The 23,899-nt window shown below is 65.3% G+C and carries 20 protein-coding genes; 1 reads left to right on the forward strand and 19 read right to left on the reverse strand.

All coding sequences use genetic code 11. The annotated features are described in order from the left end of the window. Positions 1 to 40 precede the first annotated feature (40 nt). The 13 genes from C8J33_RS13440 to C8J33_RS13500 all read right to left on the reverse strand — a co-directional run bounded on the left by C8J33_RS13440 (position 41) and on the right by C8J33_RS13500 (position 15,760). A complete protein-coding gene (locus C8J33_RS13440; RefSeq protein ID WP_110807824.1) occupies positions 41 to 1,306 on the reverse strand; it encodes a glycerate kinase type-2 family protein in 1,266 nt (421 codons plus the stop codon). Positions 1,307 to 1,384: 78 nt separating this feature from the next. Beyond that, positions 1,385 to 3,040, reverse strand: a complete 1,656-nt coding sequence (locus C8J33_RS13445) for a GMC family oxidoreductase (protein ID WP_110807883.1) — start codon at positions 3,038 to 3,040, stop codon at positions 1,385 to 1,387. Between the two features lie 14 nt (positions 3,041 to 3,054). After that, on the reverse strand, positions 3,055 to 3,834 hold the full coding sequence (locus tag C8J33_RS13450; RefSeq protein WP_110807882.1) for a 3-ketoacyl-ACP reductase: 780 nt from the start codon (positions 3,832 to 3,834) through the stop codon (positions 3,055 to 3,057). Further along, positions 3,834 to 5,357, reverse strand: coding sequence for a GMC family oxidoreductase (locus C8J33_RS13455; protein ID WP_110807823.1), 1,524 nt, complete (start codon positions 5,355 to 5,357; stop codon positions 3,834 to 3,836). The genes C8J33_RS13450 and C8J33_RS13455 overlap by 1 nt, the downstream gene beginning before the upstream one ends. 14 nt (positions 5,358 to 5,371) lie before the next feature. Continuing rightward, positions 5,372 to 6,487, reverse strand: a complete 1,116-nt coding sequence (locus tag C8J33_RS13460) for an ABC transporter ATP-binding protein (protein ID WP_110807822.1) — start codon at positions 6,485 to 6,487, stop codon at positions 5,372 to 5,374. Positions 6,488 to 6,492: 5 nt separating this feature from the next. Beyond that, on the reverse strand, positions 6,493 to 7,377 hold the full coding sequence (locus C8J33_RS13465; protein WP_110807821.1) for a carbohydrate ABC transporter permease: 885 nt from the start codon (positions 7,375 to 7,377) through the stop codon (positions 6,493 to 6,495). Beyond that, positions 7,377 to 8,255: a carbohydrate ABC transporter permease gene (locus C8J33_RS13470; protein WP_110729148.1), complete on the reverse strand. Its 879-nt coding sequence runs from the start codon at positions 8,253 to 8,255 to the stop codon at positions 7,377 to 7,379. The genes C8J33_RS13465 and C8J33_RS13470 overlap by 1 nt, the downstream gene beginning before the upstream one ends. 160 nt (positions 8,256 to 8,415) lie before the next feature. Then, positions 8,416 to 9,615 (reverse strand): ABC transporter substrate-binding protein, encoded by a 1,200-nt coding sequence (locus C8J33_RS13475; RefSeq protein WP_165906812.1) that lies wholly within the window; start codon positions 9,613 to 9,615, stop codon positions 8,416 to 8,418. A 186-nt stretch (positions 9,616 to 9,801) separates the two neighbouring features. After that, positions 9,802 to 11,322, reverse strand: coding sequence for an aldehyde dehydrogenase family protein (locus C8J33_RS13480; RefSeq protein ID WP_110729146.1), 1,521 nt, complete (start codon positions 11,320 to 11,322; stop codon positions 9,802 to 9,804). Beyond that, complete coding sequence (locus C8J33_RS13485) at positions 11,322 to 12,101, reverse strand: enoyl-CoA hydratase/isomerase family protein (protein ID WP_132664634.1); 780 nt, start codon at positions 12,099 to 12,101, stop codon at positions 11,322 to 11,324. The genes C8J33_RS13480 and C8J33_RS13485 overlap by 1 nt, the downstream gene beginning before the upstream one ends. Further along, complete coding sequence (locus C8J33_RS13490; RefSeq protein WP_132664635.1) at positions 12,094 to 13,704, reverse strand: acyl CoA:acetate/3-ketoacid CoA transferase; 1,611 nt, start codon at positions 13,702 to 13,704, stop codon at positions 12,094 to 12,096. Before C8J33_RS13490 ends, C8J33_RS13485 begins: the two co-directional genes overlap by 8 nt. An 8-nt stretch (positions 13,705 to 13,712) precedes the next feature. After that, a complete protein-coding gene (locus C8J33_RS13495; RefSeq protein ID WP_110807818.1) occupies positions 13,713 to 14,717 on the reverse strand; it encodes a Gfo/Idh/MocA family protein in 1,005 nt (334 codons plus the stop codon). Beyond that, positions 14,714 to 15,760 carry a LacI family DNA-binding transcriptional regulator gene (locus tag C8J33_RS13500; RefSeq protein ID WP_110802097.1) on the reverse strand — a complete coding sequence of 349 codons (1,047 nt, stop codon included), beginning with the start codon at positions 15,758 to 15,760 and terminating at the stop codon, positions 14,714 to 14,716. The genes C8J33_RS13495 and C8J33_RS13500 overlap by 4 nt, the downstream gene beginning before the upstream one ends. A 256-nt stretch (positions 15,761 to 16,016) precedes the next feature. Here C8J33_RS13500 and C8J33_RS13505 point away from each other — a divergent pair, with 256 nt between their 5' ends. After that, on the forward strand, positions 16,017 to 17,183 hold the full coding sequence (locus C8J33_RS13505) for a dihydrodipicolinate synthase family protein (RefSeq protein ID WP_110802096.1): 1,167 nt from the start codon (positions 16,017 to 16,019) through the stop codon (positions 17,181 to 17,183). A gap of 117 nt (positions 17,184 to 17,300) precedes the next feature. Here the strand turns inward: C8J33_RS13505 and C8J33_RS13510 are convergent, their stop codons facing one another. From C8J33_RS13510 to C8J33_RS13535, 6 genes are all read right to left on the reverse strand, one after another. After that, a complete protein-coding gene (locus tag C8J33_RS13510) occupies positions 17,301 to 18,548 on the reverse strand; it encodes an SfnB family sulfur acquisition oxidoreductase (RefSeq protein ID WP_110802095.1) in 1,248 nt (415 codons plus the stop codon). Between the two features lie 23 nt (positions 18,549 to 18,571). Further along, positions 18,572 to 19,369 (reverse strand): ABC transporter ATP-binding protein, encoded by a 798-nt coding sequence (locus C8J33_RS13515; RefSeq protein ID WP_132664636.1) that lies wholly within the window; start codon positions 19,367 to 19,369, stop codon positions 18,572 to 18,574. Between the two features lie 109 nt (positions 19,370 to 19,478). Then, on the reverse strand, positions 19,479 to 20,825 hold the full coding sequence (locus tag C8J33_RS13520) for an ABC transporter substrate-binding protein (protein ID WP_110807817.1): 1,347 nt from the start codon (positions 20,823 to 20,825) through the stop codon (positions 19,479 to 19,481). A gap of 82 nt (positions 20,826 to 20,907) precedes the next feature. Continuing rightward, the gene (locus tag C8J33_RS13525; protein ID WP_110807816.1) at positions 20,908 to 21,972 is read right to left on the reverse strand and encodes a branched-chain amino acid ABC transporter permease; all 1,065 of its coding nucleotides are present in this window, start codon (positions 21,970 to 21,972) and stop codon (positions 20,908 to 20,910) included. A gap of 2 nt (positions 21,973 to 21,974) precedes the next feature. Next, positions 21,975 to 22,871 (reverse strand): branched-chain amino acid ABC transporter permease, encoded by an 897-nt coding sequence (locus C8J33_RS13530; protein WP_110807815.1) that lies wholly within the window; start codon positions 22,869 to 22,871, stop codon positions 21,975 to 21,977. Continuing rightward, entirely contained in the window at positions 22,871 to 23,845 is a 975-nt protein-coding gene (locus C8J33_RS13535; RefSeq protein ID WP_110802249.1) for an ABC transporter ATP-binding protein, read from the reverse strand. Before C8J33_RS13535 ends, C8J33_RS13530 begins: the two co-directional genes overlap by 1 nt. Positions 23,846 to 23,899 lie beyond the last annotated feature (54 nt).

The following is a 23,899-nucleotide window of genomic DNA, read 5'->3' on the forward strand; positions in this document are numbered from 1 at the left end:
TTGAGATTGCGCGGTGTCCCGAGAAACGGGCGTTGCGCGCCTACAGCAGCAGAAACGCCCTGAAGTCGTTGACATTCGTGCCGGTCGGCCCCGTCTCGAACAGGTCGCCCGCAAGCGCGAAGGCGGACCATGCGTCGTGTCGCGCGAGGTGGGCGCGCGGCTCCCCGCCCGCTGCCCGGATGCGGGACGCGGTTTTGCCGTCGCAGAAGGCGCCGGCATTGTCTTCGGAACCATCGATTCCGTCGGTATCGGCCGCAAGGGCGGTGATGCCGGTGGCCCCGTCGAGATCGATGGCGACGGCCAGCAGCAGTTCCGTGTTTCGCCCGCCTTTCTTTGCACCCTCGGGACCGATTGTGACGGTGGTTTCCCCGCCCGAGAGGAGAACCATCGGGCCTTGCCTCTCTCGATGGCGCTCCTGAAATTCCATCGCCAGCGCCGCATGCATGCGCCCGATATCGCGCGCTTCTCCCTCGATCCTGTCGGAGAGGATCAACGGCGTTACGCCGGTCTCGCCGCTCAGACGCGCGGCCGCCTGCAGCGAGACACGGGCGGAGGCGATGACATGCGCCGCGTGGCCGGCAAAAGCCGGGTCGTCGGGGCGCGGGGTCTCCACTGTCGCGATATGATCAAGAATGTTTGAGGGAATGTTCATCCGGTAGTCCCGGATCGCCCGCAGTGCATCCTCGCGGCCGGCGGCATCGGGAATGGTCGGGCCGGAGGCGACGAAGGCCGGGTTGTCGCCGGGAACGTCGGAGACGACGAGGCTGACGACACGGGCCGGAGAAGCAAGCGCGGCAAGCCGCCCGCCTTTGATCATCGAGACGTGCTTGCGCACCACGTTCATCGCGGAAATCGGCGCGCCGGAGGCGAGCAGCGCCTCGTTCAGGGCCACCTCGTCGGCAAGGGCAAAGCCCGGCGGCGGCGATGGCAGGAGGGCAGACCCGCCGCCCGAGATCAGCGCAATCACGAGATCGTCCGTCGTCAGCCCGCGCACCGCCTCCATCAGCGCGCGTCCGCCGACGATCCCCGCCTGGTCGGGAACCGGATGGGCGGATTGCAGCACCCTAATGCGTGCGCAGGCGGCAACCGGGCCGTGGCGCGCGACGACCACGCCCTCCAGCGGACCATCCCACAGGCTTTCAACCGCCTGTGCCATCTGGCTTGCCGCCTTGCCGGCGCCGATGACGACCGTGCGGCCTTTTGGTCGCACTGGGAGATGGGCGCGGATCGCCTCCAGCGGATCGGCCGCGCGAACGGCGGCGTGGAAGAGCGACGCGAGGAATGCGCGCGGGGTCTCGATGGGCATCAGGGTCTGACCTTCCTGGGCGTGACGACACCTTTTTGTGGCAAAGCCGACGGCAGAATGCAAAGCCGCATCATCGGCTCAGCGAACATGCGTGCGCGCACGGGGGCGCTGGTCGTTGCGCTCGTCGGCAAAGATCGTCGCCGGCAACGGATCGAGCCCGCGAATGATGTCGGCACCTTTCTCTCCGACCATGATGGTCGGGGCATTGGTGTTGCAGGAGGGCACGCGCGGCATGACGGAGCTATCGCAGACGCGTAAGCCCTGCAACCCTCGCACGCGCAGGTCGAGCCCCACGACCGCATCCGCCCCGGTGCCCATTCGGCAGGTGCCGACGGGATGGTGATCGGTCTTCGCGTTCGCGCAGCCATAATCGAAAAGCTCGGCCTCCGTGCGCACCTTCGGCCCGGGCAGGCGCTCGGCCAGAATATAGGGCTTCAACGCCGCCTGCTCGAAGATCTCGCGGGCGATCCGCAAGCCTTCCAGCGACATCTTCCGGTCATGCGGGTCCGACCAGTAGTTCGGGTCGATCAGCGGGGCTGCGGCCGGATCGGACGCGGAGAGCCGCACCGTGCCGCGCGATCGCGGATGCAGATAAGCCGAATTCAGCGTCACCCCGGCATTTTTCAACTTTTCCACGCCCGCCTCGATGCCCGAGCCGAGACCGAGATGGAACTGGATATCCGGGGATCGCGCGTCCGGATCCGCATACCAGAAGCCGCCGGTTTCAAACAGCGACGAGGCGACGGGGCCTGTGCGGAACAGCACGTATTCGAGGCCGGCCCAGAGCGTGCGATGCAGCTTCGCAACGCCGTCATAGGTGTGGTCGCCGGTGCATTCGGCGATGACGAAGAGGTCCAGATGGTCCTGCAGATTGCCGCCGACGCCGGGCAGGTCATGCGCCACGGGAACGCCGACGGACGTCAGATGATCGGCCGGGCCGATGCCCGATTGCAGGAGCAGCTTCGGCGAACCGATGGCGCCCGACGTTACGAGCACCTCGCGCCCGCAGCGCACGATCTCGCTGCCCCGGCTGGTGGCGATCTCGACGCCGACAGCCGTCGTGCCCTCCAGCACGATGCGCGACACGCGGGCGCCCATGCGGATCGTCAGGTTCTTCCGGTCCTTGATCGGCGAGAGGTAAGCGAGCGAGGTGGAAGAGCGGCGGCGGTTGCGCTGCGTCAGCTGGTAGAAGCCGACGCCCGCCTGCTGGCGCCCGTTAAAGTCGTGATTGTAGGGAATGCCGAGCTCCTGCCCCGCCCGGATATAGGCGTCGCAGATCGGCAGCGCGGACACCGGCATGGAAACGCCGAGTGGCCCGCCATAGGCATGATAGTCGTCGGCAAAGCGCTGGTTGTCCTCGGCCCGCTTGAAATAGGGCAGCACGGAACGGTAGTCCCAGCCCTCGCAGCCGTCTTCGCTTGCCCAGAGATCGTAATCGGCGGCATTGCCCCGGGTGTAGAGCTGCGCGTTGATGGACGAGCCGCCGCCGATGACCTTGGCCTGTGTGTAGCGCAGGACACGACCGTTCATGTGCTTCTGCGGCACGGTCTCCCAGCCCCAGCTGGCCACGCCCTTCGTCATCTTGGCAAAGCCGGCCGGCATGTGAAAGAGAGGATTCCAGTCCCCGCCGCCCGCTTCCAGCAGCAGCACGGTGACATCGGGGTCCTCGCTCAGCCTGTTGGCGAGAACGCATCCGGCGGGCCCTGCCCCGGTGATGATATAGTCGAAGCGCATGGTTTCCATTCCTGTCACAGACGCGGGATCGAAAGGCCGCCATCGGCATCGATCACGGTCCCTGTTGCAAAGGCGAAGCTGCCCGAGGCGAGCGCTGCGCAGATGGCGCCGATATCGCCGGCTTCCCCCCAGCGCCGCATGGGCACCAGGCCCCCGGCGATCAGGGCATCGTATTTCGGCGTGACGCCGGCGGTCATGTCGGTCCGCACGATGCCAGGCCGTACCTCGAAGACCGCGACGCCATCGGCGGCAAGCCGCAATGCCAGCCCTTGCGAAAAGGCCGCAAGCCCCGCTTTGCTGATGCAGTAGTCGAGGCGCTCGGGGGAACTCGCCTGCGCCGAGACCGAGGTGATGTTGATGATCGACCGGGAATGGTCGGGCGCGGTCGCCAGCATCGCCTTCACCACGGCCTGGGTGAAGAAGACCGTCCCTTTCAGGTTGGTGGCCATGATCAGGTCGTAGTGGTCGGGCGAAAGGCCGAGGAAATCGCCGCGCACGACAGAAGCCATGCCCGCATTGTTGACGAGGCAGTCGATGCGGCCGAATCGGGCCATGACGTCGTTGACCGTCGCTGCGTGTCCGGCGACGTCGCAGATATCGGCTTTGATGTAGATGGCGTCCGCCTGGCCATCGGCGCGGAGCTCCGCCAGCGCGTCCTTTGCCGTTTCCGGACCGCCGATGCCTGTCACGACGATGTCGTAGCCGGCAGCGGCAAGGCACGAGGCGATACTGAGGCCGATCCCCCGCCGTCCGCCGGTCACCACCGCCACCGGTCTTTGCCGCCGTTCGCTCATCATTGCAGGTCCTTCGAGACGATGTGATCTGCGACCCGCAAGGCTTGGGCCGCAACCGTTAGCGCCGGATTGACAGCGGCCGAGGTCGGCAGGCAGCTCGCATCAACGACGAACAGGTTGTCGTGGTCATAGGCGCGGCAGAAGGGATCGAGCGGCGCCGTTGCGGGATCGTTGCCGATGCGCACCGTGCCGCACTGATGGGACGGCGTGCGTTTGTCGAACGGCCTCGACAGCACGAGGGGAAAGCCGATCGAGCGGAGAACGGCCTTGAGTTTTGCCACCAGCGACAGATGCGCGTTCCAGTTGGTGCGATGCCATTTGAGGACGATCCGCTGGCCATCGACCATGACCCGGCTTTCAGGGTGCGGAATATCCTCGCTCATGGCGTAGAAATCGATCGCATGCGCCGACATTCGGTCGAGCAGCCGCTCCGGGATGCGCGGCAGGCTGCTTTTGAGGATCGCCCCGGACACGCGGCCGAGAAGCTGGACATTGCCGAGTGGTGGCCCACCCTCGCCATCCGACAGGTAGAAGTCGTTGAAGGCGAAGGTCTTCTGATAGACCGACGTGTTCCGGTAACGCGGCGACAGAGCGAGCACGGCGGACGAATTGTGGTTCATGAAGTTGCGCCCGACCTGGTCTGAGCTGTTGGCAAGGCCATCGGGAAAGCGCGCATTGGCCGAGCGCAGCAGCAGGACGGCCGACTGGACCGCGCCGGCGGCGAGCACCACGAGCTTCGGCGAGACGCTGCTTGTGTCCCCGGCCACGGTATAGACGACGCGCTCGATGCGGCCGCCGGAGGCGCCCGTTTCGAGCAACCGGACGATCGCGCCCGTTTGCAGCGTGACATTGGGATAGCCAAGCGCGACGGCGAGGGCGGCACTTTCGGCATCCATCTTGCCGTCGTCGGAATTCGGATGGGCATCCCACGGCGTGCGCCCCTTGGCGAGCCACCGGTCGATATCGACGCCGAGCGGCAGGGAGAACGGGTGGAGCCCCTTCTGCTTCAGGCGCGCGCGGACGTCGGCAATCGACGGTTCGTCCGGCACCGGGGGAAAGGCGTAAGGCGTGGAATGTTCGGGCTCGGTCGGGTCGTCCCCCAGCGCGCCGCGCACCTGATACATCCGCTCGGCCGCCCCGTACCAGGGCTCGAGCTCGGCGTAGGGAAACGGCCAGGCGGGGGAGACGCCCTCCTGATGCTGCATCTCGTCAAAATCCTCGCGCCGGTAGCGCGACAGTACCGCCCCGTAGAATTTCGAGTTGCCGCCGACATTGTAGTAATTGCCCGGGTTGAACCCCCTGTGCTCCCTCTGGCTCTGGCCCTGCCATTCGTACCAGGTCTCCTTCGGGCGGAAATACCCCCGCTGGAAGATCGCGCGCTGGTCGCGGTTCACAGGCGTGTCGGCAATGTGCTGGCCGGCCTCCAGGATCAGGATCTCGCAGCCGGACGCGGCAAGGCCGGCGGCCAGCGTCGCCCCGCCGATACCGGAGCCGATGATGACGATGTCGGGGGTTCTGCTCATCTCGGTCCCCCCGCTCACGCGATGCGCTGCTGGCTTTGCGGATCGAAATAAACGGCCTTGTCGAGGTTGAAGGCGAGCCTTGCCGTCTGTCCCGCATGGATACGGGCATCAGCCCGCAGGCGCGCGACCACTTCCTTGCCGCCGAGCCGGGTAACGGCGAAGGTGTCGGCACCGGCCGGCTCCACGACCTCGATCAGGCAATCGCCTTCCGCGATCGTGCGCGCATTGCGGTCCGCACCGTCGATGTCGGTCAGCGCCTCGGGCCGGATGCCGAAGACGATCTGGCGGCCGAGATGGCTCTCCAGTCGCTCCTGCCCTGCCGCCACCGGCAGTTTCACCAGCGCGCCGTTCGGGCGGGCAAGCGAGACGGAAAGGCCGGCCGAATCCTTCTCCACGGTTGCCGAGAGCAGGTTCATGGCGGGCGAGCCCATGAAGTCGGCCACGAACATATTGGCCGGATTGTTGTAGATTTCCGCTGGCGAGCCGAACTGCTGCAGAACGCCGTCCTTCAGCACCGCGATCTTGGTCGCCAGCGTCATCGCCTCGATCTGGTCGTGGGTGACGTAGACGATGGTCGTCTTCAGACGCTGGTGCAGCCGCTTGATCTCGGTGCGCATATCGACACGTAGCTTTGCGTCCAGATTGGACAGCGGCTCGTCGAACAGGAAGACCTGCGGATTGCGCACGAGCGCGCGGCCCATGGCGACGCGCTGGCGCTGGCCGCCGGAAAGCTGGCTCGGCTTCCGGTCGAGCAGATGGCCGATCTGGAGGATATCGGAGACCTCCTTGATCGCCTTCTCGCGCACGTCCTTCGGGACCTTGCGGATCTCCATGCCGAAGGCGATGTTGCCGGCCACCGTCATGTTCGGATAGAGCGCATAGCTCTGGAACACCATGGCGATGTCGCGCTGCGACGGCGGCAGACCCGCAATCGAGCGGCCCTTGATGGCGATCTCGCCGGACGTGATCGGCTCCAGCCCGGCAATCGTGTTCAGCAGCGTGGACTTGCCGCAGCCGGACGGGCCGACCAGCACGAGAAAGCCGCCTTCCTCGATTTCGATGTTGATGTCTTTCAGGATTTCCAGCGCGCCATAGGATTTGCGCAGATGCGAGATTTTGAGAAACGACATGATGATCAGCCTTTCACGGCGCCGGACATCAGGCCGCGCACGAAGTAGCGACCCGAAATGATGTAGACGATGAGGGTGGGCAGGGCGGCGAGGATCGCGCCGGCAAAGTGGACGTTGTATTCCTTCACGCCCGTGGATGACTGCACGAGGTTGTTGAGCGCGACCGTCATCGGCGTCGAATTGGCGCCGGCAAATGAGGCGCCGAACAGAAAGTCGTTCCAGATATTGGTGAACTGCCAGATGACCGAGACGACGATGATCGGACCGGACGAGGGCAGCAGGATGCGGCGGAAGATCTGGAAGAACGTCGCGCCGTCGATCTGCGCCGCCCGCACGAGTTCGGTCGGAAAGGCCTCGTAGTAATTGCGGAAGTAGAGTGTGGTGAAGCCGAGACCGTAGACGACATGCACCAGCACGAGCCCGGGAATGGAGCCGGCAAGGCCGAGCATGCCGAGGATGCGCGCCGTGGGAATGAGCACGATCTGGAACGGGATGAAGCAGGACAGGAGCAGCATGCCGAAGACGATGTTCGACCCGCGGAAATGCCATTTCGTCAGCACATAGCCGTTGAGCGCACCGACCACGGTCGAGATGGCCACGGCGGGGATGACCATAAGGATGGAGTTGATGAAGAAGGGCTTGAGGCCTGTCGGCTGGATGCCGATCTGCGCGGTCGACCAGGCCGACAGCCACGGCTCGATGGTCCAGACCTGCGGTAGATTGACCATGCCGCCCTGGCGGATTTCTTCCAGCGGCTTCAGCGAGTTCACCACCATGACGTAAAGCGGCATGAGGTAGAACATCGCAAAGGCGATGAGCGCGGTATAGATCAGGGCCCGGGTGAGAAGGCTGTGCGACATCGCGTTCTGCGGATTGGCGGCGCCGCTCATCAGCGTTTTCCTCCACGGATTTCGGAATAGAGATAGGGAACGATGATCGAGAAGATCATGACCAGCATGATGATGGCGGAGGACGCGCCGATGCCCATCTGGTTGCGGGTAAAGGTGTAGGAATACATGAAGGTGGCCGGCAGTTCGGTCGCCTGCCCCGGGCCCCCGCCGGTCAGGGCGACGATCAGGTCGTAGGCCTTGATGGCCAGATGGGCGAGCACGACGAAGGCCGACAGGAAGACCGGGCGCATCAGGGGAATGATGATCCGGCGGTAGATCGTCACGGTGCCCGCACCGTCGATCTGCGCGGCCTTGATCATCTCGTTGTCGACGCCGCGCAGGCCGGCGAGGAACATCGCCATGATGAAGCCCGAGGACTGCCAGACGGCGGCCAGCACGACGCAGTAGATCGCCATCTTGCTGTCCTTGATCCAGGTGAAGGCGAAGGTCTCCCAGCCCCAGAGATGCATGGTGTTCTCGATGCCGATGCCGGGATCGAGGATCCACTTCCAGGCGGTGCCCGTGACGATGAAGGAGAGCGCCATCGGATAGAGATAGATCGGGCGCAGAAAACCTTCGCCGCGGATCTTCTGGTCGAGCATGATCGCCAGGAACAGGCCGAGCACCGAGCAGATGAGGATGTAGAGCGAGGCGAAGATCGCCAGATTGGCGATGGCCCGCCACCAGTGCGGCAGGGCCCAGAGCTTGCTGTAGTTCGACAGGCCCACGATGTTGTAAGACGGCAGCATCTTGCTGTCGGTAATCGACAGGAACCCTGTATAGGCGATGAAGCCGTAGACGAAAATCACGATGACCAGGAAACTCGGCGCGAGCACGATTTTCGGCAACTGGTCCTGTAGGAAGCTGCGGCTCTGCATGGCTTTGTTCCCCTCCCCTCGCCCGGAATGCGGGTGCACGGCCTCAGGCGCCGGCCATCATGGCCGGCCTTTCGGCGCACCCGGTATCCCCGGCAGTCTTGACGTATCGGATGGTGTGATGGCGGGAGCTGCGGGCGCGAAGACCCGCAGCTCCCAGCCCTTACTTTGCGGCTTCGACCGCGCTGACCAGCTCGGTCACCGCGTCGTCGGCCGTCAGGTCGCCGTTGAACTGACGGGTCACGACGTCGTAGATCGCGTTCTTCACGGCTGCCGGATTGGCGTGGCCATGGGCCATGGAGCCGATGAGCTTGCCGCTCTTGTCGGCTTCGGCCGCATCCTTGATGGCCTTCTTGCCGCAATCGTCGAAGGCGGCGTCCGACACGTCGGTGCGCACGGGTGCCGAACCCTTGACCACGTTGAAAGCCGACTGGAATTCAGGGCTTTCGATAGCCGTGGCCATCTCCATCTGTGCCGGCACCTTGGCGTCGGCGACCTTGAACATGACGAACTGGTCGGTGTTGAAGGTGACTGCACCCTGCGTGCCGGGGAAGCGCATGCAGACATAGTCCTTGCCCGGCGTCTTGCCGGCCTTGGAGAATTCGCCCTTCGCCCAGTCGCCCATGAACTGCACGCCGGCCTTGCCGTCGATGACCATGGCGGAGGCGAGGTTCCAGTCGCGGCCCGAGAAGTTGGGATCGACATAGGAGCGCAGCGTCGTCATGCGGTTGAAGGCTTCCTTCATCTTGTCGCCGCCGAGCGCCTTCGGGTCGAGATCGATGAAGGCGGACGTGTAGAAATCGACGCCGAGCGACAGCACGACGGCGTCGAAGACGGTCGCGTCCTGCCAGGGCTGTCCGCCGGCGGCAACGGGGATGATGCCCTGCGCCTTGAAGTTGTCGAGGAGGGCGATCAGCTCTTCCCAGCTCTGCGGCTCCTTGCCGCCGGCCTTGTCGAGCGCCGCCTTGTTGATCCACATCCAGTTGGTCGAATGCAGGTTGACGGGTGCCGCGATCCAGTGGCCGTCATATTTCGAGAACTTCTGAAGCGCCTTGGGGATGACGTTGTCCCAGTTCTCCTTGGCCGCGACCGCATCGAGGTTGCCGAGCGAACCTTCCTTGGCCCAGTCGAGAATGTCGAAGCCGAGCATCTGCACCGCGGTCGGCGCGTTGCCGGCCGTGACGCGGGCGCGCAGCACCGTCATGGCTTCCGTGCCGCCGCCGCCGGCGACCGGCATGTCCGTCCAGGAGATGTTCTTGGCTTCGAGGTCCTTCTTGAGCACTTCCAGCGCCGAGGCCTCGCCGCCGGATGTCCACCAGTGAAGCACCTCCACGTTTTCGGCAGCCTGCACGGCGCCGGCCATCAAAGCGAGACCCAATGCAGTCGATGTCAGAAACTTGCGCACGATGTTTTCCTCCCATGAGCACAGTGAAGAGCGAAACCCATTTCCGCTCCCGTGCCGCCGCCCTCCTCGAGCGTCGGCGTCAGCCGGCTTGTTCAGCCGCATCCCGTCTTCCCGACCGCGTGTTGCGCGCCCGGGCGGGATGCTTCAGGCCAGCTTTTCCGTCTGCGGCATCCACCAGTTCGTGCGGCCGCCGATATGCATGTTGAGCGTCTTGGTCTCGGTATAGTCCTCCACAGCGTGGCGCCCGAGTTCGCGGCCGAGACCCGACTGCTTGTAGCCACCGAAGGGCAGTTCGGAGGCGCCGTCCATGAAGGTGTTCATCCACACGGTCCCTGCCCGCACCTGCCTTCCGATCGTCAGGCACGTGTCGAAATCCTTGCTCCACACCCCGGCAGAGAGCCCGTAATCGACAGCATTGGCGATCTCGATCGCCTGCGCCGTGGTCTCGAAGGTGAGCACGGAGAGAACCGGGCCGAACACCTCCTCGCGCGCGACCGGCATGTCCGGCGTCACATTGGCAAGGATCGTCGGCGCCATGAACTGGCCGCGGCCGAGATCGAGCGCCTTGCCGCCATGGGCCACGTCCGCGCCACCGTCTGCTGCCCCTGAAATATAGCCGGCGATCTTCTCCAGATGCTGCGGTGTGATGATCGCGCCGACCTGCGTCTGCGGATCGAGCGGATCGCCGACCCGCACCTTTTCCGAAAGGGCGGCCACCCGCTTCACCACGTCCTCGGCGATGCTCTTGTGGAGGATCAGCCGCGAGCCGGCATTGCAGCACTCGCCGGCGTTGAAATAGGCGCCGAACACGGCGGCATCGATGAAGCCGTCGAGATCGGCATCGGGAAAGACGATCTGCGGGTTCTTGCCGCCAAGCTCCAGCGACACCTTCTTCAGCGTCTGCGCGGCATTCGCCATGGTCAGCTTGCCGACGCCGGTGGAGCCCGTGAACGAGACCATGTCGACATCGGGATGCGACGTCATGACCGCCCCCACCTCGGCGCCCGTGCCCGTGACGATGTTGACGACGCCCTTTGGAAGGCCGGCTTCCTCGAGGATCTCGCCGAGCACGACGGTCGAGCCGGACGAGAGTTCCGATGGCTTGACGACCGTGGTGCAGCCGGCGGCCAGCGCGAAGGGCAGCTTCTGCCCGACGATCAGGAAGGGGAAGTTCCACGGCGTGATGATCGAAACGACGCCGATCGCCTCGCGCAGGACCACGCCCAGCGTGCCGTCGCCCAGCGTATTGTAGCTCTCGCCATGGAGATCGCGGGCAAGGGCCGCGGCATAGCGCCAGATATCGACCGAACCGGCGATTTCGCCGCGCACCTGTGAGATCGGCTTGCCGGCTTCCACCGCATCCAGAAAGGCGAGTTCCTCGGCACGCGCGGCAATGAGATCGGCGGCCTTCAGCAGGATGCCGGAGCGCTCCGACGCCGTCATCCGCGGCCAGGGTCCGGTGTCGAAGGCCTTGCGGGCTGCAGCGACGGCGCGCTCGGCATCCCCCCGCGTTCCCGCCTGGAACCGGCTGACGACGACGCCATGGCCGGGCGCGACCCGCTCGATCGGATCGGCCGCCCCCTCGCTCCACCGGCCGTCGATCAGCATCTTGAAGTCGCGCGGGACATGATCCACGAGCGCCTTCGGGTTTACCAGAACCGTCATTACCATTCTCCCTTGAACTGTGCGGCACGCTTCTCCTTAAAAGCGGAAACGCCCTCCTTGAGGTCGGCCGTCTTGGCAGCAAGGATCGACCCCAGCGCCTCCACGGCCGTCCCGTTGTCCTCCCCGTTGGCGCTTGCGATCATCAGCTTGACGATTTCCAGCGCCGCCGGCCCGCGCGCGGCGATGCCTGTTGCCATGTCTTTTGCAGCGGCAAGCGCATGTCCGGTCGCGGTCACCCGGTCCACGAGCCCGAGTGACAGGGCCTCCTGCGCCGTAAAGATCTCGCCGCCAAGCGCCATCCGCCGCACGGGCTGAGCGCCGAAGCGCTTGACCAGCCGCTGCGTGCCCGACCAGCCCGGCACCATGCCGAGGCCCGTTTCCGGCAGCCCGATCCGGATGTGTTCCTCGGCGATGCGGATGTCGGCGATGCCGGCAAGCTCGAGACCGCCGCCGAGCGCGTGCCCGTTCAGCGCCGCGATCAGCGGCATGCGCAGCGTTGCAAGCCGCTCGAACACGCGGTGCCCGTAGCGCACCCAGCCATGGCCGAACGCGTCCGGCCGCATGCCGCCCCAGGCGGTGATATCGCCGCCGGCCGAAAACCCCGACCCCTCGCCGGTGAGGATCGCGACGCGAACGCGCGCGTCCGCTTCCACCGTATCGGCCACGGACACCAGCGCCTTGAGCATGTCGAGATCGAGCGCATTGCGCTTTTCAGGCCGGGAAACGGTGAGGATGGCGATGGGGCCTGCGATGTCGAGGCGTACCTCTCCCTTAGACATGGGCACCCTCCAGAACGCGCGGCGCCTTGGTGAGCAACGAAAGGCCGATGCGCGCCTCGCCAAACAGCGCGGCATCCATCAGCTTCAGGTCCGGCGAGACGATCAGCGGGAATTCGGACTGATCGAGCACCTGCGTCTGCAGGTCGACGCCGGGTGCGATTTCGCTCAGCACCAGCCCTTGCCGCGTCAGCTTGAGCACGCAACGCTCGGTAACATAGGTGATGTCCTGCCCCTGCGCGATGGCTCGGCTGCCGGAGAAGGTGACGTGCTCGACCGCCTCGACCAGCTTCTTCAGCTTGCCTTCCTTCTCGATCACCAGCTTGCCGTTGACGATCGACAGTCTGGCGCCGGCATTGAACATGCCGGAAAAGACGATCTTGCGGGCGCGGGCGGTGATATCGACGAAGCCGCCGGCGCCGGCCGTCACATGCGGACGGAACGACAGACGGGAGACATTGACCGAGCCGTCGCGGCCGATTTCGAGGAAGGAGAGCAGCGAGGCATCGAAGCCGCCGCCTTGGAAGTAGGTGAACTGGTAGGGCGAGGGCATGTAGGCATCCGCATTGGACGCGCAGCCGAAGGCAAAATCGAGCAGCGGCACGCCGCCGACGGCTCCCTGCTCGATGACCCAGGTGACCGCGCCGTGCAGGCCCTCCTCCAAGAGGATACGCGGCACGTTGGCGGAGATGCCGAAGCCGAGATTAACGCAGCTGCCGGCTTGAAGCTCCTGTGCCACCCGGCGCGCGATGACCTTCTGGATGTTGAAATCCGGCACGGAGAAGCTTTCGAGCGGCCGGAAGATCTCGCCAGAAATGGCCGGATCGTAGTCCGTCAGCGTCGTCTGCTTCTGGTCGGGATCGACGATGACGTAATCGACCAGCATGCCGGGAACCCGCACGTCGTGCGGCTTCAGCGCGCCCTGCTTGGTGATGCGCTTGACCTGCGCGATGACGATGCCGCCATTGTTGCGCGCCGCCAGCGCCTGGTCGAGCCCGCCGAGCGTTGCACCCTCGTGCTCATAGGTCAGGTTGCCGTGCTCGTCGGCCGTCGTTGCGCGGATGATGGCGACCTGCGGCACGATGGCAGGGAAATAGAGCCAGTCCTCGTTCTCGAACGACACCCGCTTGACCACCGGCGTCTCTGCTGCCAGCGCATTCATGGCGCAGCCCTGCCGCTCAGGGTCGACGAAGGTTTCGAGCCCGATCTTGGTGATGACGCCGGGACGCTTGGCCGCGGCCTCGCGGTGCATGTCGAAGAGGATGCCCGAGGGGATGTTGTAGGCCGGGATTTCGTTGGCCGTAATCATCTGCCAGATCAGCGGTGGCTCGGATGTCGAAGGCCCCGACGGATAGGAGCCGGCGAGGATCCGCTTGAGGAGACCCTTCCTTGCAATATGATCCACACCCTTGATGCCGCTCATGTCGCCGGCTGCGATCGGGTGCAGGGTGGTGATCTCGCTTGGATGACCCGTCGCCGCGAAGTGCTCGCCGATCGCCTTCAACATGAGATCGGGGCAGCCGAGCCCGCTCGAGGAGGAGACGGAGACGACGGCGCCGTCGGGGATCATGGCGGCTGCTTCGGCCGGAGTGATGTGCTTGCCCATGATCTGACTCAAAGCCCCGTCTCAACCGTGACGGCGCGGCCGGACCGTGCCGCCTCGACGACGGCAAGCCCTGTTGCCAGCGACCAGATGCCGTCTTCCGCCGTTGCGGCCGGAGATCCCCTGCCGGCTATTGCCGCATGAAAGGCCGCAAGGCCCGTCTCATAAAGGTTGCGCCCGTCAAGCGGCAGCGTCTGTTCGCCCTGCGCGTCGCGCAGCACCACCGTGCCAACGGGCCGCTGCGTCATGACGTTGCGGGCAATGAGCGATCCCTCGGTTCCGTGAACCTCGAAGCCGGTCTCGGCATATTTCGTGGTGAACCCGTCATGGAACTGGGCGATCAGCCCGTCCGCAAACCGCATGACGCCCATGACGGCATCTTCGAGCCCTGCCTTGCCGAGCCCGCCGGACTGGCCAAAGGCCGTGACCTCCACCGGGTCCTGCCCCAGCACGAAGCGCAGCGTATCCGTGTCGTGCACGGTGATATCCAGGATGACGCCGCCGCCCGCCTTGGGATTGTCGAGCCGCCAGCCCTGCAGATGCGGCGGCAGATAGACCGCGTGGAAGACCCGTGCCGAAAGCGGCTTGCCGATCCGCCCGGCGGCGACCGCATCCCGCATCGCGATATGGCTGGCCGCATTGCGCAGGTGGTGGTTCGTCGCCAGCACCACGCCGGCCGTCCGTGCCGCGTCACGCATGCGGTGGGCATCCTCCAGCGTCATCGCCAGCGGCTTTTCGCAGAGAATATGCTTGCCGGCCCTGGCGGCAGCGATTGCCTGGTCGCGGTGAAGCTCGTTGGTGGTCGAGATATAGACCGCATCGATATCGGGATCCGCGAGCACGGCATCGAGATCCGAAACGGCCTTGCCGATCCCGTTTTCCGAGGCGTAGGTCGCGGCACGCTGCGGGCTGGAACTCATCACGGAGACGACCTCCCCGCCCGTCGCGCGGATCGCGCCGATCACCCATTCCCGTGCGATCGTGCTTGCGCCGATCAATCCCCAACGGTTCGTCATGCAGATCGCCTCCCCGGCTTCATTCTGTTCACGCCGCAGCTTTCCCGCACGACCAGCCGTACGGGCGTCACCACGGCCTCCGCCTCCGCCTTGCCGGCATTGATCTGCTTGAGCAGCAGCTGGGCGGCACGCCGGCCCATGCCCTGCGGATCCACCGCGATGGTGGTGAGCGCCGGCACGGATGTGCCCGCCTCGATCACGTCGTCGAAGCCGACGATCGCGAAATCGACGCCCGGCTCCAGCCGCCGCGCCCGCAATCCGTCATAGACGCCGAAGGCGACGGCATCGTTGAAGCAGACCCCGCCCGTCGGCCGGTCGTCCGCCGCCATCGCCCGCGCCACGGCCTTTGCCCCTTCCGCCCGCGAGGGTGCGCAGGCAAAGACGAGGCCTTCGTCATAGCCAAGCCCCGCCGCCGCGATCCCGTCGCGATAGCCGGCAAGCCGCTCCTGAAAGATCGCGGTATCCTCGAACCCGCCGAAGAAGGCGATGCGCGTGTGGCCGAGCTTGGCCAGATGCTCGACGGCTGCGAACATTCCGGTGTGGTTGTCCGACATGAGCGAGGACACCTTGGCACCCGGCACGGGGCGCACCACGGCGACGACCGGCATGCCGGCCGAGACCAGCGCCTTGAAATCGATGGCCCGCGAGCCGCGGGCGGGCGACACGACGAGGCCGGAAATGCCGTGCTCGCGCATGGAGGCGATGACCTCCGTCTGCCGGTCGAGGCTCTCGCTGGTATTGGCGAGGAACTGCACGAAGCCCGCATCCTGCACGACAAGGTCGATGCCGACGGCAAGCTCGGCAAAGAAGCTGTTGGTCAGATCGTTGACGACGACGCCGATGATCTTCGACTTGGCGCTGGACTGCCGGAGATTGGCCGCGCCGCGATTATAGACATAGCCGAGATCCCGCATGACGGCATTGACCTTGGTCCGCGTGCCCTCGTTGACGAGCGGCGAACCCTGTAGGACGAGCGAGACTGTGGATTTCGACACCCCCGCCGCCTTCGCAATATCGATGACCGTGACCCGTCCGTTCGCCATGAACTCTCATGCGCCTCCATCTTGACCCTCTCAATATTTGGATCGTTCCAAAATATCAAGGGCCATTTCCGGGGTGTTTGCAGATTCTTTGAAAGACCTGTCTCAAAGGCATATAGGCTCCATTTGATGTGCATTGCAGCATTTACAGTGCATTTCACCCGTCATTGGCTGCAATGTCGATGATCATCCATCGGAAAATAGAGCCTTGCAATTTGGATCGATCCAAATTATCCGGTTGACATTCCGAGGAGGCATCATGACTCAGGTTCTCAATCTGCCGACATCCGCAGGCGCGGTCGAAGCGTATCGCCTTGTGGGCACGCCGATCGCAAGGCCGGCAACGACCCCCGTCTTCAACCGCATCGCCTATGCCGCGGCGCATGTCGTTTCCGCGCCCGAGCGGGACGCCGATCCATGGAACCGCCCGGCCATCGACTGGGACACGACGCTTGCCTTCCGCCATCATCTCTGGAGCCTCGGCTTCAAGATCGCCGAGGCGATGGACACGTCGCAGCGCGGCATGGGTCTCGACTGGGCCGGCGCGCAGGAGCTCATCGCCCGCTCGCTCGCAGAAGCGCGCACGGTGGAGGGAGCCGACCTTGCCTGCGGCGCCGGCACGGATCATCTCGACCCGACCGACGCCCGCACGCTGGACGACGTGATCGGGGCTTACGAGACGCAGATCGAGCATATCGAAAAGCATGGCGGCCGCGCGATCCTGATGGCGAGCCGGGCGCTCGCCCGCATCGCACGCTCGGCCGACGATTACGCCAAGGTCTATGGCCGCATTCTCTCGCAAACGAAGGACAAGGTGGTGCTGCACTGGTTGGGCGACATGTTCGACCCGCAGCTACGCGGCTACTGGGGAAGCACCGACTTCGAGCCGGCGCTCGATTGCGCGCTGCGGATCATCTCAGAGAATGAGCGCAAGATCGAAGGCATCAAGATCTCGCTGCTCGAACACGAAAAGGAAATCGCCCTGCGCGACCGGCTGCCGGAGACCGTGCTCTGCTTTACGGGCGACGATTTCAACTATGCCGGCCTGATCGAGGGCGACGGGCGGCGCCACAGCCATGCGCTGCTCGGCATCTTCGACGCCGTCGCACCGGCTGCCTCGAAGGCGCTGGCAGCGCTTGCCGCGGGCGATAGCGCGACGTTCCGGGCGGTAATCAACCCGACGGTTCCCCTCTCCCGCAAGATCTTCGAGGCGCCGACGCAGTATTACAAGGCCGGCGTGGTTTTCCTCGCCTGGCTCAATGGCCACCAGTCGCATTTCAGCCTTCCGGCCGGCATGCAGTCGGCGCGCGGCATCAACCACTATGCCGATATCTTCCGCCTTGCCGATCAGGCCAATATTCTCGACAGGCCGGATCTGGCAGCCGAACGCATGCGCCACTTCGCTGGCGTCTACGGCATCGCCTGATGGCCGCACGCTGCGCGCGACGGCAAAAGGCCGTGCATCCCGCAAGGACGCACGGCCATCCGCATCGCTCGCTCCCCTCCCGAAGCCGGTGCCGGCGTCAGGACGAGCGCAGGAGGCTCAGCTCCAGGCGTGGAGCGGTGGCTTTTCGCCGTTGAGGAAATACTTGCCGAGGATGGCGTATTTCCAACGCACCGGATCGTGCAGCGTGTGGGTGCGGGCGTTGCGCCAGTGGCGGTCGAGGCCGTGCTCGGCAAGCGTCGAGCGCGTTCCCGCCAGCTCGAAGAGCTTGTTGGTGGCGGCGATGGCGATCTCGGTGGAGAGGATCTTCGCCTCCGCCGTGACGATCTGCGCTTCCGCCACGCTCTCGGCATTCGGGTCGAGGATCGCCCGGTCGATGGCGTATCCGGCCTTTTCCAGAAGCGCCTGCGCCGCATGCAACCGCAGCGTCAGGTCGCCCACCGCCTGGATCGTGTAGGGATCGTCCCAGGCATTGTCGACGCCCGAATCCACCCAGGCGCGGCTCTTGGTGCGCACGAAGGACACGGTCTCGTCGATCGCAGCCTGGGCAATGCCCGAATCCACCGCCACCTGGATGATCTGGAAGATCGCGCCGTCGGCGGTTGGAACCTCGTAACCCTTGTAGCCGGGCACGAGATGGGTCTTCGGCACCTTCACATTGTCCAGCAGCACGGTGCCCGACAGGGTCGTGCGCTGACCGAAGGCGGACCAGTCGTCGATGACGGTCAGGCCCGGCGCATCGCGCTCGGCAATCGCGTACCAGGCCCGGCCCTCGTCATCGAGCGCGACGATCGGCACGAGATGGGCGAGCAGAGCGCCCGAGGCGTAAAACTTCTGCCCGTTGACGACCACATGATCGCCGGCATCCACGAAGCGGGTCTCGAAATCCACCGCGCGCTTCGATCCGAACTCGGAGAAGGCATTGCCGAAGCGGGTGCCGCGCAGCACCTCGCCAAACAGCAGCGCCTGTTGCGCTGGATCGGACACGGTGCGGATGGCGGCGACGACGCCCAGATGGTTCTGCGCGACCTGCCCGATGGAGGGGTCGGCCGCCGAGATGATCTCGATCACCCGGGCGAGCGTCGCATAAGACAGCTCCGGCCCGCCGAAGGCCTTGGGCACGTTGATCGACCAGAGGCCGCTCTGCGAGAAGGCATCCAGCTCCTTGACGGGCCAGATCCGCTCGCGGTCGCGCAGGGCCGCCTCCTTCACGAAGTCGGCGGCGAGCTGCTTGGCAATCGTGATCGCCTCGGCATCCGTCGAGATGATGTGGGCAGGCTCTGAGGGGCGCGGAACCGGTGGAACGGCTTTGGCGGCATTCTCTGTTTTGATGTTGGAAATCGTCATGTCGATATCTCCTTTGACATCTGTTAGCCGGCGAAAGCCGGGGGTGAGGACGCTACGGATGTGGACGGCCCTGGGGCCTTGTGGCCGAGGTAGAAGGCCTTGATGTCGTCGCGGGCCTTCAGGTCCGAGGCCGTACCGGAGAGAACCGTGACGCCGTTTTCGAGCACGATCGCCCGATGCGCGAAGCGCAGCGCCACGGCCGCGTTCTGCTCGGCCACCAGAATGGAAAGCCCCTCCTCGCGGTTGAGCCGGCGCAACGTCCGGCAAATGTCCTGGACGACGATCGGGGCGAGGCCCGTGGAGGGTTCGTCGAGAACGAGGAGGCGCGGGCGCGACATCAGCGCCCGGCCGATGGCCGTCATCTGCTGCTCGCCGCCGGAGGTGAGGCCGCTCAAGATCCGGCGCTTCTCGGTCAACCGGGGAAAATGCGCATAGACCTTGTCGAGGTCGCTTGCGATCTCCCGCCGCGTGGCGCCGCGCCCGAGACCGCCGGAGACGAGGTTTTCCTCCACCGTCAGGCTCGGGAAGCAATGGCGGCCTTCCAGCACCTGCACGAGACCCGCGCGAACGAGATCTGCGGGCCGTGTGCGGGTGACGTCGAGGCCGGCAAAGCGGATGTGGCCACCCGTGATCTGGCCGCGCTCGGCGGGAAGCAGGTTCGACAGGGCCTTGAGCGTCGTCGTCTTGCCGGCCCCGTTGGCGCCGAGCAGCGCCAGGATCTCACCGCGTGCAAGCGTAAAGCCGACGCCGTCGAGCGCCGTGATCGCGTTCACATAGGTCGCCTTCAGGCCTTCGACGGCAAGGAGGGAGGGGTCAGACATCGTGGGCGTTCCTCTGCCGCATGGTGCGGGCCGGATGGGCGGGAATGAAGGGTCCGCGCCGTTGCCGGCGCGGAGGTGCCGCGCCGTTGCCGGCGCGCCGGGATGGCGATCAGTTCAGGGCCGCTTCGGCCTCTTCCGCGGTGCGCAGTTTGATGCCCTTTTCCGCCGCATAGGCCTGCGAGGATTTCTCGATGATCGGCCGCAGCAGCGCCCAGTCCGGAGCGATCCAGTCGGAGACAACCTTCCATTTCGCGCCGTCCCACTGCTGGAAGGTCACGTAGCCATTGCCCTCGTGATTGTCCCAGGTGACGTTGATCGAGTGGAACAGCCCCTTGGCGCCCAGCGCCTCGACACGCGCAGGGTCGAGCTGCAGGTGCTCGAAGCCCCAGCGGACCTCATCGCCGGTCAGCGTGCGGTTGCCGAACTTCGCCTGCGCGATGCGGATCGCCTCGACGTTCAGGATGCCGTTGACGATGCCCAGATTGTGGTAGACCGAGCCGATGCGCTTCTTGTCGTCGAGATTGCCTTTGCCGGCGTCATAGACCGTCTTCACGATCTCCTGCACCACGGGATATTCCGTGCCGGAGGCCTGGGTGGTGATCGCGGTATAGCCCTTGGCGGCGGCGCCTGCGGGAATGGCGTCTTCTTCCGAGTTCGACCAGACATTGCCGATGATATGATCGACCGGGAAGCCGGTCTTCGCCGCCGTCTTCAGCGCCACCGGGTTCATCACGCCCCAGCCGCGCAGCACGACGTAATCGGGCTTGGAACGGCGGATCGTCAGCCATTGCGACTGCTGCTCGTTGCCGGGATGGGGAACCTCGATCTGCTGCAGCTCGAAACCGTATTTCTGCGCCAGCAGCTCATAGATCGGAATGGTTTCCTTGCCATAGGGCGAGCCGTGATAGAGCACGGCAATCTTCTTGCCCTTCAGCTTCTCCAGCCCGCCTTCCTTGCCGGCGATGTAGTTCACGATGCCGGATGTCTCGCTGTAGGGGTTGAGCAGCAGCGGAAAGACATAAGGGAAGACGCGGCCGTCGGTGGAGTCCGTGCGGCCGTGATTGATGGTGATCAGCGGCACCTTGTCGGCGGTTATCCGGTCGATCATCGCATAGGCGATGCCGACGGACAGCGGGTTCCAGGCGGCAACGTTCGGGTTGCTCTTCAGCCGCTCGTAAGCCTCGACGCCGCGCTCCACCTCGTACTGGGTCTCGGCCTCCGACCATGTCAGCTTGACGCCGTTGACGCCGCCGTCGCGGGTGTTGATCAGGTTGAGATAGTCGATGAAGCCCCCGAAGAAGCCGGTGCCGCCGGCCGCATAAGGCCCGACGCGGTAGCTCTGCAGCGGGAAATACTGCTCGTCGGCATGCGCGGCCGGCATGCCGGCTGTGAAGCCCACCGTGAAGGCGAGGCCCGCGGCAAGCGTCGCGGTTCTGAATTTGCTGAGGATGGTCATGTCTGGGCACACTCCTGGTATCGGCCGGCGCGATGCCGGTCCTGTTTGCGTTTGAAAGTCTGGTGTTGACGTAAAGGCGCGGTCAGCGTCGCCTGAGGGCCGTGCCGATGCGGCGCCGGAGGCGATCCGCCAGCGCTGCGAGCCCGTCGGGTTCCAGCACCAGAAAGAGAATGATCAGCGCGCCGAGCACGATGCGCTGGCTCATGTCGAGCACGCCGGAATCGAACACGTCGCCGAGCAGGAAGGATCCGAAACGGGAGAGCACGAGCGGAAAGGCGACGATGAGGGCCGCGCCAAAGAAGGCGCCGCGAATGGTGGCGAGCCCGCCGATGATGACGATGAAGAGGATCTGGAACGACCGGTCGAGATTGAAGCCGGCCGGCTCCACCGTGCGCAGATAGGCGAATGCCCAGAGCACGCCGGCAACCCCGATGATGAAGGAGGAGACCGCAAAGGCCAGAAGCTTGGTCTTCAGCACGGGAACGCCGATGATGCGTGCCGCCGTTTCGTTGTCGCGCACCGCGATGAAGTTGCGGCCCGTCTGCGAGATCACCAGCCGGTAGCTGAGAAAGGTCAGCACGGTGACGACGGTGAGCGCGAAGAGATAGCGCCCGACAGGCCCCTCCACGGTCAAGCCCGCCACATGCAGCGGCGGCGCATCGATGACGCCCGAGGCGCTGTCATTGGAGAACCAGCTGAATTTCGTCAGCGCCCATTGCACGAAGAACTGGGCGGCGAGCGTAGAAACGGCGAGATAGAAACCCTTCAGCCGCAGGCTCGGCAGGCCGAAGGCGAGCCCGATGGCGGCGGCCGACAGGCCCGCGAGCACGATGCTGCCGATCAGCGGAAGCCCCTCGACGCGCAAATTGAAATTATACGCCGCATAGGCGCCAACGGCCATGAAGGCGGCACTGCCGAGCGAGACCTGGCCTGCATAGCCTGTGAGAATATTGAGCCCGACGCCGGCCAGCGACAGCGCCAGAAAGGGCAGAAGGATCGCCTCGAAGAGGTAATTCGTCGCAAGCAAAGGCACCGCGAGATAGGCCACAGCAAGCGTTGTCACGGGCAAAGCCCAGCCGGGCAGGCTGCGCGAGAGGCGGGTTTCGGGCCGGCTTCCTGGAATGAGATCGGTCGCAAAGGCGGTCATGGTCACACCCTTTCCACACGCTTCTGGCCGAACAGGCCGGCGGGCCGCACGAGCAGCACGACGAGCGCCAGCACATAGGCAAACCAGCTCTCGATGCCGCCGCCGAAATAATCGCCGAGATAGACTTCCGCGAGCTTCTCGGCCGCGCCGATCAGCAGGCCGCCGACGATGGCGCCCGGAATGGAATCGAAGCCGCCGAGCACCAGCACCGGCAGGGCCTTCAGCACCACCAGCGACAGGGAGAACTGGACGCCGACGCGCGCGCCCCAGAGAAGCCCCGCCACCAGCGCGACAAGACCTGCCGCCGCCCAAACGGTCGCCCAGATCACGGGCAGCCGCAGCCCGACGGCGAGTGCCGCGAAGGGATCGTCCGCCACCGCCCGAAAGCCGAGGCCGATGCGGGTATAGCGGAAGAAGACCGAAAGCACGGCCACCAGAGTGGCGGCGACGGCGGCGGCGAACAGATCGAATTGACTGATGAAGACGCCGCTGACATCGAAGGGTACATCCTCGATGCCGAGATCGAGCCCGTGCACCTGCGTGCCCCAGATCAGCTGTGCCGCACCCTCGATGACGTAGGACAGGCCGAGCGTCGCCATGAACAGGGTGATCGGTGGCCGGTTCGTCAAGGGCCGCAGCACCGTCCGCTCGATGGTGATACCGAGCACGACCATGATCGCGAAGGTGATGGCAAAGGCGAGCGGAAACGAGATGCCCCGTTCCGTCAGGCTGACGAAGGTCAGCGCGGCAAAGAGCAGCATGGCCCCTTGCGCGAAATTCAGCACGCCGGAGGTCTTGTAGATCAGCACGAAACCGATCGCGACCAGCGAATACATCACGCCGGAAAGCAGCCCGCCGACAAGAACCTCGAGGAAGAACAGCCCGTCGAACCCCTCCATCACAGGTCCTCCCCGCGCGCGACGTCGTCGTCCCCATCATCGGCATCGGCGATGCCGAGATAGGCATCGATGACACGCGGGTCGCGCTGCACCTCGGCCGGCGTTCCCAGCGCGATGTTCCGGCCGTGGTCGAATACGGCGACGCGGTCGGACAGGCTCATGACGACGCCGATGTCATGCTCGATCAGCACGACCGTCGTGCCGAACCTGTCGCGCGCGGCCCTCACGAAGCCCGCCATCTCGTTCTTCTCGGTCGCCGTCATCCCGGCCATCGGTTCGTCGAGCAGCAGGATATCCGGCTCGGCGACGAGCGCGCGGGCGAGTTCCACGCGCTTCTGCAGGCCATAGGGCAGCGTCCCGACCGGGCGATCGACAAGGGAAGAAAGCTGCAAGAAATCAATGACATCGATGGCTCGCGCCCGTGCATCGAGCCTCTCCCGCCGCGCCCGACCGAAGCCTGCGATCTGCTCGATGAAGCTGGAGCGCACCCTGTGCGCCCGGCCCGCCACCACATTGTCGAGAACGCTGAGACCCGGAAACAGCGCGAGGTTCTGGAAGGTGCGGGCGACGCCGAGACCCGCGAGCCTTTGTGTCGGAACCTGCCCGTAGCGCTGCCCCTTGAGGAGAACGTGGCCGCGATCCGCCCGGTAGACGCCGCTGATGATGTTGACGATCGAGCTTTTGCCGGCCCCGTTCGGCCCGATGATCGCCAGGATCTCGCCCCGCCGCACCGAAAGATCGACCTCCGACAGCGCCGAGACTCCGCCGAAGGAAAGGGAGACGCCGACGAGCTCAAGCACGGCATCGCCCGCACTCGGAGCGACGCCGACCGGCAGCTTGGCAGCGGGATGCACCTGCGCATCCGCATCCGCATCTGCCGCCAGGCTCGGCCGTGCGCGCGGCGCCGTCTCGAAGGCCACGGCAGAGGCCGCGATCCAGGCCCCGGCCGAGGCTCCTGTCAAAACCAGTGTCATCGCGTCCGCGCCCTTTGCCCGAAAACGCGCTGCCGACAATCCGAACTGGGCTCG

The sequence above is a fragment of the Rhizobium sp. PP-CC-3G-465 genome (genome assembly GCF_004343445.1).
GTDB lineage: Bacteria > Pseudomonadota > Alphaproteobacteria > Rhizobiales > Rhizobiaceae > Ferranicluibacter > Ferranicluibacter rubi.

What these genes read in the sequence shown, in the direction of transcription:
- C8J33_RS13520 (WP_110807817.1), bottom strand. Translation starts at nt 20,825, where the DNA reads ATGACCATCCTCAGCAAATTCAGAACCGCGACGCTTGCCGCGGGCCTC.
- C8J33_RS13445 (WP_110807883.1), bottom strand. Translation starts at nt 3,040, where the DNA reads ATGCGCTTCGACTATATCATCACCGGGGCAGGGCCCGCCGGATGCGTT.
- C8J33_RS13480 (WP_110729146.1), bottom strand. Translation starts at nt 11,322, where the DNA reads ATGACGGTTCTGGTAAACCCGAAGGCGCTCGTGGATCATGTCCCGCGC.
- C8J33_RS13465 (WP_110807821.1), bottom strand. Translation starts at nt 7,377, where the DNA reads ATGAGCGGCGCCGCCAATCCGCAGAACGCGATGTCGCACAGCCTTCTC.
- C8J33_RS13470 (WP_110729148.1), bottom strand. Translation starts at nt 8,255, where the DNA reads ATGCAGAGCCGCAGCTTCCTACAGGACCAGTTGCCGAAAATCGTGCTC.
- C8J33_RS13440 (WP_110807824.1), bottom strand. Translation starts at nt 1,306, where the DNA reads ATGCCCATCGAGACCCCGCGCGCATTCCTCGCGTCGCTCTTCCACGCC.
- C8J33_RS13510 (WP_110802095.1), bottom strand. Translation starts at nt 18,548, where the DNA reads ATGACGATTTCCAACATCAAAACAGAGAATGCCGCCAAAGCCGTTCCA.
- C8J33_RS13530 (WP_110807815.1), bottom strand. Translation starts at nt 22,871, where the DNA reads ATGGAGGGGTTCGACGGGCTGTTCTTCCTCGAGGTTCTTGTCGGCGGG.
- C8J33_RS13500 (WP_110802097.1), bottom strand. Translation starts at nt 15,760, where the DNA reads ATGGCGAACGGACGGGTCACGGTCATCGATATTGCGAAGGCGGCGGGG.
- C8J33_RS13475 (WP_165906812.1), bottom strand. Translation starts at nt 9,615, where the DNA reads ATGGCCGGCGCCGTGCAGGCTGCCGAAAACGTGGAGGTGCTTCACTGG.
- C8J33_RS13515 (WP_132664636.1), bottom strand. Translation starts at nt 19,369, where the DNA reads ATGTCTGACCCCTCCCTCCTTGCCGTCGAAGGCCTGAAGGCGACCTAT.
- C8J33_RS13505 (WP_110802096.1), top strand. Translation starts at nt 16,017, where the DNA reads ATGACTCAGGTTCTCAATCTGCCGACATCCGCAGGCGCGGTCGAAGCG.
- C8J33_RS13455 (WP_110807823.1), bottom strand. Translation starts at nt 5,357, where the DNA reads ATGAGCAGAACCCCCGACATCGTCATCATCGGCTCCGGTATCGGCGGG.
- C8J33_RS13450 (WP_110807882.1), bottom strand. Translation starts at nt 3,834, where the DNA reads ATGAGCGAACGGCGGCAAAGACCGGTGGCGGTGGTGACCGGCGGACGG.
- C8J33_RS13535 (WP_110802249.1), bottom strand. Translation starts at nt 23,845, where the DNA reads ATGACACTGGTTTTGACAGGAGCCTCGGCCGGGGCCTGGATCGCGGCC.
- C8J33_RS13495 (WP_110807818.1), bottom strand. Translation starts at nt 14,717, where the DNA reads ATGACGAACCGTTGGGGATTGATCGGCGCAAGCACGATCGCACGGGAA.
- C8J33_RS13485 (WP_132664634.1), bottom strand. Translation starts at nt 12,101, where the DNA reads ATGTCTAAGGGAGAGGTACGCCTCGACATCGCAGGCCCCATCGCCATC.
- C8J33_RS13460 (WP_110807822.1), bottom strand. Translation starts at nt 6,487, where the DNA reads ATGTCGTTTCTCAAAATCTCGCATCTGCGCAAATCCTATGGCGCGCTG.
- C8J33_RS13525 (WP_110807816.1), bottom strand. Translation starts at nt 21,972, where the DNA reads ATGACCGCCTTTGCGACCGATCTCATTCCAGGAAGCCGGCCCGAAACC.
- C8J33_RS13490 (WP_132664635.1), bottom strand. Translation starts at nt 13,704, where the DNA reads ATGGGCAAGCACATCACTCCGGCCGAAGCAGCCGCCATGATCCCCGAC.